A 10,760-nucleotide genomic window follows, 5' to 3' on the forward strand; every position below is an offset into this window, starting at 1 on the left:
AGCGGCGTTGTTAGGGGCGTGAGCCCTTTTTAACTTCGGCTTGCGCGTCGCAGAAAGTCGGCACTTGCACGGCGCGGCCGTTCGCGGCACGGAAACTCGGGTTTTCACACAGCCTGGCCCCAAAGCGGCCTGCCCCCTCCTTTTGATACAAGATGCATCTCAATCACTTGAGGAGAGCTTACTTCGCGATATTTTGTCAATCTGCTTCAGAAATTCATGCGTATCCAAGAAATAGTTGGGATATGCCCGTTTTAAAGACTCAATTGAACCAGCTGAAACGAGCACAACTTGGTTACCAGAAGTATTTGCAGTTTGCTCGGCTTGACTATATTGAGTATTGGCCTCTTCTAGTTTATCTCGTGCGAACGATGTAATCTTGACATTTGAATCCTCGCCAGTAAGTTCGAGTTCAACAAGGTAATAAGCTGCCCGTCTTTTCCCAGTCGTTGGAATTGCCCTTACCGCACTACTAAATCGCTCCAGCTTTTCTCTTACTCCTAGGCGTTCAGCATCCTCTTTTGTTTTTCGATATGTCTCTGCCTTTGTTAGATGCTCATAACCAGGAACTAAAGGCATGCGTTCGGAATGAGCAAATGCTGAAGAAACTAAAGAAAAGAAATTAAGCCATTCGTCAGGCCCTTCACTTGACTTTAGAGAATGCTGAAGAAAGGTTCCCATCGTTTCGACTGCGGTTGCCCAAGCATGCTGCAACCTGGTACGCAACTGAAGCTCAATTTGCAGCCCGTCGTATGGAGAATCTTGTCTCAGCTTATACTTGTAGATCAAGTGAACACTGCGATAGCCAGATTTCTTTGGTTGGTTCACATAGTCATATTCAGAAATAAGTGAATGCGTGAAGACAGTATTTTTGTACTCAAAGTGAAGCAATCGGAGTTGCGGTAAAGTGGAAACAACCGCACGAAGGCCGCCAATGTCCTGCATTCGCGCAAGATTCATTCCTTTGATGCGTTTCAACTTATTAAGGATTGAAGGCAAACGCTTGAGTCGCTGTGCGACCAAAGCCTCAGGGTCAATTTTTCGAAGTTTGCTTCGCAATGTTGCTTGAAACGTATTGATTGGATAGCCATGACAGGCACGCCAATTTGTTAAAATTTGAAAGGCCTGATACCATTGATCAAAATCAATGCTATTGTCGCCAGCCTTATCGGCTGCGATCAAAGTATCACCTGCCCGTTGAACTGCCTTTCTTGAATATTGTGGCACTGGGAAGGACATTTTTTTAATCTCATTTATGAAAATTTAGTTTATTGAAATTGCGAGCAATACGTCAAGATACTTGATTTGGTCGTCCGCTCTTGGCTACCAGTCAAGTGAGCGAAAAATATATAAATGGCGTCGCCAACTCTATTGACGAGTAGGCGAGCACCACCCAGTGCCAAGGCCTAGGACGTAGTTTATGCCGCGCTAGCATGTATCCAAAGTAGCCGATGCCAATTGCGAAGCTCAAAACCGCAATACCAAACGCCAGGACCGACATTATTGCTAAACCTATTCCGTCCCCGCCTCCAGGGTTCCCAGCATCCCGGGTAGCCATCAACTTTAAGAAAAAAAGTATGAATATCAGCAAGGGCAATCCGCCAATTAGCATTCCGCGTGCAACAAAGCTAGCTTTCCCATTAATCATTTGCATAATGCGGCACTTTTCTATGCTTTCAATGCTGGTAGGAATCCGTAGGATTCATGTTCACGACCGACTGTCCGTTCGTGGCCGGTCTCTGCCAATTGTGCTTGACAGCGGATTGGCGCCCCCATGCTCGGCGACCGAGTACCGCCAACACTGAGTGAGCCTGCATTTCGTGAGAGCGACTGGCATTACGACCAGGTTATTCATCGCGTTGCGTTTCGACGATACGGCCGGTACCTTCTTGGAAGACAAAGTACATCTTGCCACGGAACAGATGCGAGGCATTGGTCCGCCACCAAGCAGCCGCCTCTGGGTGCTTAAGCTCAAGTACAGCAACGGCCGTTCCCGTTTCAACAACGAACCCCGACTGACGCTCTAGCTTTCCAGTTACGAACGCAGTAAGACAAGACAGAAAGCCCTTTGGACCCGAAACCACTCCGGACGTCAGAAGAGAAGCGGGTGCCTCCTGCCGCCGTGCGAGCGGCAAAATCAGCCCCACCCAATGCTCCCGCACCCATAGCGGGGCTTCGCCGGGCGGAACCGAGGTAATGAGTAAATGAGATGCCATTAGAAGATCGCCTTAGACGTTGTTGTCGGGCCTCGAGCGACCGCTACAGCCGAGAGCGGCCTGCCATCAAAAGGATATCATCTTGCACAAGTAGACAAATACACATATTCTCACGTTGAGCAAATTCCTCCCGCCCTGGACCAAGACTAAGCATGGACTCCAGAGCAAGGCATCAGCAGTTCCACGAGGTACAATCGCTCACTCTAAACCACCTGAAAGGCCTTCAATGTCAACTACGTACCAGGACTACCAGAAGCAAATCGCAGAACTTCAGGCCAAGGCTGAAGAGGCTCGCCGCAACGAGGTTGCCGGCGCCCGGACACAGATTCAATCCATTATGCGCGAATACGGATTGACTCTGGCCGATATCAGCGGAAGTGCGAAACCGCCAAAGGCCGAGCGCAAGCCTGTTGAAATCAAATACAAGGATGGGGCGACGGGGCAGACCTGGACGGGACGCGGACGTGCACCGAAGTGGCTGGAAGGTAAAGACAAAAATCAGTATCTGGTGCGCTGACTTCGCGACGGCCCACGCCAGGACGGATGCTATCTGCGCATCCGTCGATTCCGATAGGCGGCGTTCGCACCGCAATACACGCCGGATCGATGCGCCCACATTTCTTTTGTACCGCCGGCTTCAGAAGGCAGAAAGCGACGCCCTGCTTCCAAGGACCCAGCGACAAGATACATGCGTATCCAGCGCCTGCTTACCCGGCGCTGGCGCCGTGTGCAACTACATTGCAGCCACGGGCGCACTTTCCCAAGCAGGCGCACAGCAATCGCCGATTAGCCAATCGCGCAGCGCCGATTGCGCCGATTCGGAACGGATCCCCTGTTCTGGATCGCAGGCGATACATTCCGTCCCGGCCGTCAGCCCCTCCGCAGCCAACAGCCGACCGTGTGCCACTTCCGGATGATGCCGACGCCAGTCACGCATCGACTTTTCCAGCGACGCGTCATCCGCCGCCACGACTTCGATCAGTCGCTGCCCCAGCCGGCCCAGGCCCGCTCGCAGCCCGGCGATATCCGCAGACTCGTCCTGCGAGCGCAAATACACCAGGCACACCTCGGGATGCGGTTCCAGCAAGCTCTCCAGCAGCGGTGCCCACACGTACCGGCGCGTCATCTCCGCACTGCCGCTGGATGCATACAGGACGCCATTGGCGCGAACAAATAGCACACGCGCTTCAATCGGCTGTAAATGAGGGGGATGCAACACCATCGGCGACGAACTCCTTAGCACATGAGCGGGACTGACTGGTCGAAAAGCAAAAGCACTGTACATTAATACAGCGCAAATCACAAGCCGTGGCCCGCGAAACGACGGTCCGCAGCGAACTTCACCTCGTTAGCGCTTTCCGGGGCGCCAGAGCACCGTAGGGCGGCGGCGACGGCATTCGGCCAGCCTACCAGTCCACTTCTGCGTTCACAACGCACGATGGGTACTAAACGCCCGGGGCGCGACAACGCCTGTGCGCCCAGGAGTGGCCGGCGCGGTCCGACGCCGTGAACGCGGCCGACAAAGAAAGTGGGGCAGCCATACAGCGCCGCCCCGTTTAACCGATGTACCGTATCTCCCTTCGCAAGATCCTTCACGCCAGGCCGGATGCAGGCCTGCACACGACGCCAATCGCCGCATCCGTCTGTGCGCAGGCGAAGCCTTGCTGCCACATGGACGCCAAGGAACTGTCCAACGCGAACAGTTCCGGCATCGCCCTGGCGCCAACCCAATACGCGGCGTACCCCTGCCGCATCGCGCGCCGGAACAGCGCGCCCAACTCTTCCATGCCGCCGACCGGATCGGCGTCCGGCCGCCACGTGGCACGCCACTGTTCCAGCGCGACCCATTCGGCCAGCCCGGGAACCGACTCGCCTTCCTGCGCATCGGCCTGCAGGACACGCAAGCGCGCGGCGCTGTCTCTAAGCACACTTGTCATGTTGCGCTCCCTCCGTTACCCTCAACTCGTCCCAGGCCACGCCGCCGTAGTCGCGGCAAATGTCCCTGGCCGAGCACAAGGAACCATCGTTCAAATTGCAAAAGCAGATGCAGGTGCGGTTGGTGCGGATGAACGGCGTGCCATCCCGCGCCCGCAGCCGCCTGCCCGGCCTCAGCTCCTCCAGCCACGTCAGCAGCGGCGCGCACAACGCGTCGTACCGCGCGCCCGCCCTGCCCTCCTGTGGCTGCCACTCCATGCGTTTCATGATGACCTCCTTCCTCGCATGACTACCTGTTCACGGCAAAAGCGCCGTTGCCCCGCGCGACCCGGTTGAACACGCCGGAATCCATGCCTACCATGGTTACCAGCGAACCGGGCCCGCGCAAGCGCGCCTGCACCGCATTTCCATCCACCGCTCACGCCACGGCCAAGCCCCATGCTGCGACTAGGACCCCACATCCGCCTGACCCAGGCCGAAATCGACTACCTGACCCACATCACCGGCTTCGCGCCCGGCCCGATCCGGCGCCTGGACGAGCTGCACCGCTACATCAACCGGTGCAAGCGCCACTACTGGGGCACCTCCAGGGCCACCCGGGAACTGCACCGCCTGATCGACGATGCCTACCTCGGGTGCCTGGAGGGCCACCAGCTAGCGGGCGTCTGAGCCGGCCGGGACCTTCGCTTCAGCCGGCGCCGCCGGCGCCGCACGCGCGACCCGCTTGCCGAGCTTGCGCAGCTGGCCGGCCGCGGGTTCGTCGCGCACTCCGAACAGCGCCGCACCGGCGTCGCAACAGAACCGTCCTACGCGCACGAGCGCGACGAGCGGCTTGCCAAACAAGGCCCACGCCAGCTTGCGCACCGCCCTGCCTGCCGCCTGCGCCCGCTGGCGCCGTTCTTTTTCCCGCCGCAGCGCCTGCCGGCAGCGCAGGTACAGGCCGGAATGCTGGCGCCTGGCCTGCTCATCCTCGTCCATATGCGCGATGAGTTCGGCCGCAACGGCAGGATCACCGGCACGCCGGTAAAACTCCGCCCACACCCGCTCTTCCTCGCGGCCCACGCGGCGCACACTGCGCCCGGGGCGATCCTCCCATTCCTTGCTCATGGTGACCTCCATCAAAATATGGCGCGGCACCAGGCCCTCGCGGGACATCGATGCCCCGCCGGTTCAACACACACTTCATCCTCCTCGCTTCCACGGCGGCGCCAACCGCACTGCCGCTTGCCAGGGCGGCATAGACGCGTCTACGGCTGGCCCCGGAACTTGTCGCCGTCCTCATGACCACAAGCGCGACAGCTGACCTCCCAGTGCTGGTTGATAGCACCGTCGGCCGTTTCCCAGCGACGGTAGCGCGCGCCGGGCTGGTCGCACGCCGGACAGACGTCTTCATACGATACGTCCTCCAACTCGTAGCCCTCCGGCTCGACGCATCCGCCGTACACGACCGAACTCATGGCAACATCCCCCAGGAACATGACAGCAGCCGCCCGATCAGTGCCCCCAAGCTGCCAGGCGCGGGCGCGGTCAGCAGGACCGCTTTGCTGGCAACGAACGCGTCGCCGCGTACGCGCCAACGGTCCAGCGCGACGGCGCTGGATAGTGGAATTGGCTTCCTTGCGCGCGGCGGGTCGACGCGCACGCCGTCCAGCAACGCGCAGACGGGGCGCGCTGGACGCCCCTTTTCATCAATGTGGAACATGGTGCCTCTCCTTTTCTACATGAAAGCGGAGACAGCCATTCCCATGGGCGGGAAGCGTGTCCCCGCCGTGCACGCCGCAACGGCGCCACTGGGTCGGCCCGCGCGAACGGGCAGAAAAAAGGCCCGTGATTCTGACGAATCAGGGCCTCAACCTAAGGAAGCGCGAAGTGACGCTTCCAGCGGCGCTGGTACAGGGTACCGACGCCAACCTATTGGCAACACAAAGACGATCCCGCGCTGGCAGCGCGGAACCATGCCGGCAGCGATACCGGCAAGATGAAGACGGGTGACGACCGCAACGCCTTGGTCAACCAAGGTCCCGGACAGGCACCGCGATGGCGCGCGCCGGGAGCAGTGCGGGAACGATTCCCACAATAAGCGTCTTCATCATTGCATCAGGCTGCGGCTATTTCAAGGCGGCCGGGACGCACCGTGCACCGTAAAACCGTGCATGCATCGGCATGCATGCTCTTCACGCGGAACGGTATCCTTAGTCGGTCTCGGCAACGCCGCCTTGCCATGCCGCCCCAGCCTGTGCCGGCGGCCCTGTGCGGCACTAACCCAATCCCAACGTGAAGTCGATCCGTTGCGCCCATTCGGGGAAATCGATCAGCGGGTTGCGGTTGCCCTGCCGCTCCTCGAGGCCAGATTGCGGCGCCGCTCATACTCCGTTGGCGGGAACTGCTCGTGCCAGGCGAGCAAGGTGTCGATCCGGTCGGCCGTGTACTCGGCGGCGGTGGCGTTGATCTGGCCAGGATAGCGCAGCAGGAAGTACAGCGTGGCGCGCGCCGCCACCCCTTTCCCCGCGCCGGGCTCGAAACGTCCCGCCTCGCGCTTGCCGCAATCGCTGCGCACGACTTCCTCGAACTCGGGGAAATCAAAATACGGAATATTTCCCCTGAAGCTATTGCAGCCGCTCTCGCACGCGAACAGATGATGCAGATCGCCCCGCATCGGTTCGCGCTTGCCGAACCAGGATTGCGGCACCACGTGCTCGCAGTTGTACGGCAGAGCAGCCTCCAGAAGCGCCTCTTCGGCCACCGCGAACTCCAGGCCCAGGCCCACGCTGTCGCGCAAGGGCTTCCGTGGCGAATGCCGTTGTCATTGCTCATAGACCAAACTGGAATCGAAGCATGCAACGTCGACAAGCCTACAAGTACGAACTGATGCCCGACGGCGAGCAGGCGCGCGATATGCGCCGCTTCGCCGGATCGTGCCGGTTCGTCTATAACAAGGCGTTGGCGATGCAAAAAGAAAATCACGAAGCTGGAAACAAGTTCATCGGATACGTCGCCATAGCGAAGCACTTTTCCGCGTGGCGCAATGGTGCGGAAACGCCGTGGCTGAAAGGCGCGCCTTGCCACCCATTGCAACAGGCCTTGAAGAACTTGGAAAAGGCGTACAAGAATTTTTTCGAGAAACGGGCCGACTTCCCCTGCTTCAAGCGCAAAGGCAGCGGCGACAGCTTCCGCTACCCTGATCCGAAGCAGATCAAGCTCGACCAGGCCAACGACCGCATCTTTTTGCCTAAGCTCGGCTGGCTGCGCTACCGCAACAGTCGTGACGTACTGGGCGAGGTCCGCAACGTCACCGTCAGCCAGTCAGGTGGAAAGTGGTTCGCGTCGATTCAGGCGCAACGCGAAGTCGAACAGCCGCTGCCCACGGCGGCGACGGCCATCGGCATCGATGTCGGTATCGCTCGGTTCGCCACAATGAGCGACGGCGACTTCGTCGCCCCGCTCAACAGTTTCAAGAAACATCAACAGCGCCTGGCACGCTACCAGCGCCGCATGAGCTGCAAGCTCAAATTCAGCAGCAACTGGAAAAAGGCGAAAGCCCGCATCCAGAAGATTCATACCGGCATCGCCAACGCTCGAAAAGACTTCCTGCATAAAACCACAACGACGATCAGCAAAAACCACGCGCTCGTATGTATTGAGGATTTGCAGGTACGGAATATGTCCAAGTCTTGCAAGGGCACGATCGAACAGCCGGGCAAGAAGGTCAGCCGGAAAAGCGGTCTGAACCGCGCCATTCTCGATCAGGGATGGGGCGAGTTCCGGCGGCAGCTCGACGACAAGGTGGCGTGGTGCGGCGGCGTGTTGCTGGCCGTGCCGCCGCATCATACCAGTCAGACTTGCCCGTGCTGCGGTCACGGCTCGAAAGACAATCGGCAGACTCAGGCGTCATTCCTGTGCGTCGATTGTGGCTACGAAAATCACGCCGATGTAGTCGGCGCGATCAATGTTTTAGCGCGAGGACATCGCGTCTTAGCCTGTGGAGAGTCGGCGCGGTAACGCCGCTCGATGAAACAGGAACCCACCGAAGCGACCCGCAGATCAGCGCGCGGCGCCGTAGGAATCCCCGTCCTTTAGGGCGGGGAGGATGTCAACACCCGCTCCAGGCCGATCTTGCTCACCAGCGGCAAGACGGTACCGGAAGCCGGCAAGCGCGCCTCGACGGTCGCCTTGGTGGCCACCTCGGCCAGGTGCTCCAGCCGCTTCTGCACCCGTTCGGGCGGTTCGGTGCCGCGCAGCCCCTGCCGGTCGTTCCAACGCTGTGCCGCCCGCTGCCAAAGCTCTTTCTTGCCCATCTGCGCCTCCTCCGGTGAATGATGCGACGGTCGTGCCGCTGAAATTCGCCGCGTGCCCACCATGGTAGCTTTTTAATAATTTTCAATTCTCACCGATTGTCACAGCGACGCGGTGGCTTGGGCGATTCGAGCCGCCGCCGCTCTCAGGCAGCGCGGGCCGGCATAGCAGCGAGCGGCGTCAGCCCTTCGCATCGTGGCGTCCGCGCAACGCAGCGTCCGGCGCGATCATGCGAGCGATTTTGTGCCGTTGCAACATGGCCGGTTGACTTGCTCCAGCGACAGCGCGGCAGGTGACGCTGTGCGATGGCATCGTGAACCGGATACGGGACTTGGCGCGCGGGGCGGCGCCTCGATCCGACCTGGCGTACCTTTACCGGCTGCCGGAAGGGATCACCAGCCCCGCTGATGCGGCACGTACCCCGGCATGTGACCGGGACGAACGACCGGGCCGGCTCCTTGTTTGCCGGGGAAGGCGTCCGCCCAGGCGGAGCGCGATGCCGGGAAGACCGATTCAACCGCGTACAGGGGGTAGACCTGTGCATAGCGGTAGCCGGACTGCTCCCATAGGCAAAATATGCCGGGCTCGGGTCCATCCTTGAACGGATACGCGTCGATGAGCCCAATCACGTCGAGGTCCGGGCCGCCGCATTTGAGCCGCACCACGTCCCCCTCACGATAGCCGATGATGCCGCCGCCGCCCAGATAGCCGGTTGCCTTATTCAGGGCGTCAAGCCGGGCGCGCAAATGCAGACGCAAGATCTGATCGTACAACAGCCATTCAGCCATTTGTCCGGCATCGCGGGAGCACGGTTTGCAGTTGACAAGGAAGTGCGATTCAGCCGAGGTCAGGCCGGCGAGAGTCTCTTCGCCGTCCGAATCGAGCGTCAACGCCCCAAGGCTGCGCAAGAACGCTCGTTCCTCGTCTATCAAGTTCAGCATAGAGTACTCGTCGAAGTATCAATTGGTATCGGCCAGATGCACTATTGGCACGGCCCGCCATGCCAGCGCCCCGCCGGCTGCGATCGCCGGATGCTGCGCTCGTCATTATTTTACGCCGCTGGCCGCGTTGTTGCGCCACGTTACGCGTGGTGGCCAGCGGCAAGGCGCGCCCAGTTCGCGATCGCGCATGTCAACAACGCGAACGTGCAGTTGCTCAACTCTCCACGCGCGCGACACAAATTGCCGCGACAACATGGCGGACCGCGACTTCCTTGCCAAGGATCAGACCATGTTCGCCGAAGCGCGACGCACCACTGTCATGGCGCACGAAGGGGTCAGTAGTGCTTGGCCTGTACCGCGTGCCAGGCCCGCCCTGGCAGCCAAACGGCACCATCAATCCAGCCGCTGCTATAGCGCGTGCGCGCAGCACCAGCAGGCCCGCGTCCTCCAGGGCCGCCGTCACCACGTCGTCGAACACCAGCGGAGCGACCATGCGCAGGTAGGCCAGGCTGCCCGCGATTATGCCGTCCTGCTCCCCATGCCTCCGTGCCAGAGAGCGCTATCAACAGCTCGCGCGGTTCAGTTCATTCGGACTGCTAAGTCTGAGGGTTTTCGAGAAGTGTTGCCGCATGGTGCACGGGACGCTGCGCAAGGGCCACACCGCCAGTTTCACGGTGTCGTAACTGCCGCGGCATCCTTGCTGCCGCAGCTCCTGAAACAAGATGCGCGCCGAGTAGTTCACCTTCAGCGCCAGCTCCTTGCGCCACGCTTGATACGATGCCAGGAGCAGCGTCACGCTCGGCTCGCGCCGATAAGGCACCTGCAGCCTGGTTACCAGACGCGTTCAATTTGCGGAGCCAGCATGCCGGTTTTCTACGTGACGCCTTCCTAGCGCTGTAGAAACCCGGGGGCAAGGTACTCATGACGCCTGACGAGTACCTTGCGTTTGTGAATCATATCGCCGCGTAGCGATGTTGGAGCACGAACTGGTGCTGCTATAATTCGTCCACTTTGAGGAATTTTCGTGCGACGAATCTTGTGTATCTGCCTTCTGATGTGCCTGCCGCTACATGGCTTTGCCATGCATTGGGGAACGCTGCTGGCTGGAGATCGCACTTCGATCATGCATGAGATCGAGCACGACGAACACGTCCAGCATCACCACGATGACGACGGCTCGATCCAATACGACGATTCGGACGAGTCCGTTCAGCACTTGCTCGACCATCCAGCATCCCCGCAACCGGTGCATATGGTCCTGCCTGTCATGCCTGGTGCGCCGGACCAGTTGGTGAGCACCATCGCCGTTGACGTCACCTCGTACGTTCCTGATCCGCTTCTGGACTGCCCTCATAGACCTCCCGCATTGCCCCTCGGC

16 protein-coding genes are annotated in these 10,760 nt (G+C 59.9%); 4 read left to right on the plus strand and 12 right to left on the minus strand.

Translation table 11 applies throughout. The features are described 5' to 3' along the window. Positions 1 to 159 precede the first annotated feature (159 nt). The gene (locus AC56DV_RS00045; RefSeq protein WP_496312274.1) at positions 160 to 1,236 is read right to left on the minus strand and encodes a RelA/SpoT domain-containing protein; all 1,077 of its coding nucleotides are present in this window, start codon (positions 1,234 to 1,236) and stop codon (positions 160 to 162) included. A 608-nt stretch (positions 1,237 to 1,844) separates the two neighbouring features. Next, the gene (locus tag AC56DV_RS00050; protein WP_496312275.1) at positions 1,845 to 2,213 is read right to left on the minus strand and encodes a hypothetical protein; all 369 of its coding nucleotides are present in this window, start codon (positions 2,211 to 2,213) and stop codon (positions 1,845 to 1,847) included. A gap of 226 nt (positions 2,214 to 2,439) precedes the next feature. Here AC56DV_RS00050 and AC56DV_RS00055 point away from each other — a divergent pair, with 226 nt between their 5' ends. Beyond that, on the plus strand, positions 2,440 to 2,730 hold the full coding sequence (locus AC56DV_RS00055; RefSeq protein ID WP_496312276.1) for an H-NS histone family protein: 291 nt from the start codon (positions 2,440 to 2,442) through the stop codon (positions 2,728 to 2,730). 216 nt (positions 2,731 to 2,946) lie between these two features. Here AC56DV_RS00055 and AC56DV_RS00060 read toward each other — a convergent pair whose 3' ends face one another. Both AC56DV_RS00060 and AC56DV_RS00065 read right to left on the minus strand, forming a co-directional pair. Further along, positions 2,947 to 3,435 carry a hypothetical protein gene (locus AC56DV_RS00060; RefSeq protein WP_496312277.1) on the minus strand — a complete coding sequence of 163 codons (489 nt, stop codon included), beginning with the start codon at positions 3,433 to 3,435 and terminating at the stop codon, positions 2,947 to 2,949. A gap of 370 nt (positions 3,436 to 3,805) precedes the next feature. Then, positions 3,806 to 4,150, minus strand: a complete 345-nt coding sequence (locus AC56DV_RS00065; protein ID WP_496312278.1) for a hypothetical protein — start codon at positions 4,148 to 4,150, stop codon at positions 3,806 to 3,808. A 59-nt stretch (positions 4,151 to 4,209) separates the two neighbouring features. Here AC56DV_RS00065 and AC56DV_RS00070 point away from each other — a divergent pair, with 59 nt between their 5' ends. Both AC56DV_RS00070 and AC56DV_RS00075 read left to right on the plus strand, forming a co-directional pair. Next, positions 4,210 to 4,437: a hypothetical protein gene (locus AC56DV_RS00070; protein ID WP_496312279.1), complete on the plus strand. Its 228-nt coding sequence runs from the start codon at positions 4,210 to 4,212 to the stop codon at positions 4,435 to 4,437. Between the two features lie 149 nt (positions 4,438 to 4,586). Continuing rightward, on the plus strand, positions 4,587 to 4,817 hold the full coding sequence (locus AC56DV_RS00075; RefSeq protein WP_496312280.1) for a hypothetical protein: 231 nt from the start codon (positions 4,587 to 4,589) through the stop codon (positions 4,815 to 4,817). On the opposite strand, the gene AC56DV_RS00080 is transcribed toward AC56DV_RS00075, so the two are convergent. From AC56DV_RS00080 to AC56DV_RS00090, 3 genes are all read right to left on the minus strand, one after another. Further along, positions 4,803 to 5,303 carry a hypothetical protein gene (locus tag AC56DV_RS00080; RefSeq protein ID WP_496312281.1) on the minus strand — a complete coding sequence of 167 codons (501 nt, stop codon included), beginning with the start codon at positions 5,301 to 5,303 and terminating at the stop codon, positions 4,803 to 4,805. The two genes, AC56DV_RS00075 and AC56DV_RS00080, sit on opposite strands and share 15 nt — an antisense overlap. A 298-nt stretch (positions 5,304 to 5,601) precedes the next feature. After that, a complete protein-coding gene (locus tag AC56DV_RS00085) occupies positions 5,602 to 5,850 on the minus strand; it encodes a hypothetical protein (RefSeq protein WP_496312282.1) in 249 nt (82 codons plus the stop codon). A 609-nt stretch (positions 5,851 to 6,459) separates the two neighbouring features. After that, positions 6,460 to 6,927, minus strand: a complete 468-nt coding sequence (locus AC56DV_RS00090) for an endonuclease (protein ID WP_496312283.1) — start codon at positions 6,925 to 6,927, stop codon at positions 6,460 to 6,462. Between the two features lie 56 nt (positions 6,928 to 6,983). On the opposite strand from AC56DV_RS00090, the gene AC56DV_RS00095 reads away from it, so the two are divergent. Next, positions 6,984 to 8,147, plus strand: a complete 1,164-nt coding sequence (locus AC56DV_RS00095) for an RNA-guided endonuclease InsQ/TnpB family protein (RefSeq protein ID WP_496312284.1) — start codon at positions 6,984 to 6,986, stop codon at positions 8,145 to 8,147. 74 nt (positions 8,148 to 8,221) lie between these two features. Here AC56DV_RS00095 and AC56DV_RS00100 read toward each other — a convergent pair whose 3' ends face one another. The 5 genes from AC56DV_RS00100 to AC56DV_RS00120 form a co-directional block, all read right to left on the minus strand. After that, a complete protein-coding gene (locus tag AC56DV_RS00100) occupies positions 8,222 to 8,443 on the minus strand; it encodes a hypothetical protein (RefSeq protein WP_496312285.1) in 222 nt (73 codons plus the stop codon). A 390-nt stretch (positions 8,444 to 8,833) separates the two neighbouring features. Further along, the gene (locus AC56DV_RS00105; RefSeq protein WP_496312286.1) at positions 8,834 to 9,382 is read right to left on the minus strand and encodes a YodC family protein; all 549 of its coding nucleotides are present in this window, start codon (positions 9,380 to 9,382) and stop codon (positions 8,834 to 8,836) included. Between the two features lie 214 nt (positions 9,383 to 9,596). Continuing rightward, positions 9,597 to 9,875, minus strand: a complete 279-nt coding sequence (locus AC56DV_RS00110) for a hypothetical protein (RefSeq protein WP_496312287.1) — start codon at positions 9,873 to 9,875, stop codon at positions 9,597 to 9,599. A gap of 69 nt (positions 9,876 to 9,944) precedes the next feature. Further along, positions 9,945 to 10,178, minus strand: coding sequence for a hypothetical protein (locus AC56DV_RS00115; RefSeq protein WP_496312288.1), 234 nt, complete (start codon positions 10,176 to 10,178; stop codon positions 9,945 to 9,947). A gap of 270 nt (positions 10,179 to 10,448) precedes the next feature. Then, on the minus strand, positions 10,449 to 10,610 hold the full coding sequence (locus AC56DV_RS00120; protein ID WP_496312289.1) for a hypothetical protein: 162 nt from the start codon (positions 10,608 to 10,610) through the stop codon (positions 10,449 to 10,451). Between the last annotated feature and the right edge of the window lie 150 nt (positions 10,611 to 10,760).

It is taken from the genome of Massilia sp. BGA-UO-ETr-WB1, from assembly GCF_059567845.1.

Excerpts from the sequence above, each read along its gene's own strand:
- AC56DV_RS00045 (WP_496312274.1), bottom strand. The coding sequence starts at position 1,236 with ATGTCCTTCCCAGTGCCACAATATTCAAGAAAGGCAGTTCAACGGGCA.
- AC56DV_RS00050 (WP_496312275.1), bottom strand. The coding sequence starts at position 2,213 with ATGGCATCTCATTTACTCATTACCTCGGTTCCGCCCGGCGAAGCCCCG.
- AC56DV_RS00055 (WP_496312276.1), top strand. The coding sequence starts at position 2,440 with ATGTCAACTACGTACCAGGACTACCAGAAGCAAATCGCAGAACTTCAG.
- AC56DV_RS00060 (WP_496312277.1), bottom strand. The coding sequence starts at position 3,435 with ATGGTGTTGCATCCCCCTCATTTACAGCCGATTGAAGCGCGTGTGCTA.
- AC56DV_RS00065 (WP_496312278.1), bottom strand. The coding sequence starts at position 4,150 with ATGACAAGTGTGCTTAGAGACAGCGCCGCGCGCTTGCGTGTCCTGCAG.
- AC56DV_RS00070 (WP_496312279.1), top strand. The coding sequence starts at position 4,210 with ATGTCCCTGGCCGAGCACAAGGAACCATCGTTCAAATTGCAAAAGCAG.
- AC56DV_RS00075 (WP_496312280.1), top strand. The coding sequence starts at position 4,587 with ATGCTGCGACTAGGACCCCACATCCGCCTGACCCAGGCCGAAATCGAC.
- AC56DV_RS00080 (WP_496312281.1), bottom strand. The coding sequence starts at position 5,303 with ATGTCCCGCGAGGGCCTGGTGCCGCGCCATATTTTGATGGAGGTCACC.
- AC56DV_RS00085 (WP_496312282.1), bottom strand. The coding sequence starts at position 5,850 with ATGTTCCACATTGATGAAAAGGGGCGTCCAGCGCGCCCCGTCTGCGCG.
- AC56DV_RS00095 (WP_496312284.1), top strand. The coding sequence starts at position 6,984 with ATGCAACGTCGACAAGCCTACAAGTACGAACTGATGCCCGACGGCGAG.
- AC56DV_RS00100 (WP_496312285.1), bottom strand. The coding sequence starts at position 8,443 with ATGGGCAAGAAAGAGCTTTGGCAGCGGGCGGCACAGCGTTGGAACGAC.
- AC56DV_RS00105 (WP_496312286.1), bottom strand. The coding sequence starts at position 9,382 with ATGCTGAACTTGATAGACGAGGAACGAGCGTTCTTGCGCAGCCTTGGG.
- AC56DV_RS00110 (WP_496312287.1), bottom strand. The coding sequence starts at position 9,875 with ATGGTCGCTCCGCTGGTGTTCGACGACGTGGTGACGGCGGCCCTGGAG.
- AC56DV_RS00120 (WP_496312289.1), bottom strand. The coding sequence starts at position 10,610 with ATGGTCGAGCAAGTGCTGAACGGACTCGTCCGAATCGTCGTATTGGAT.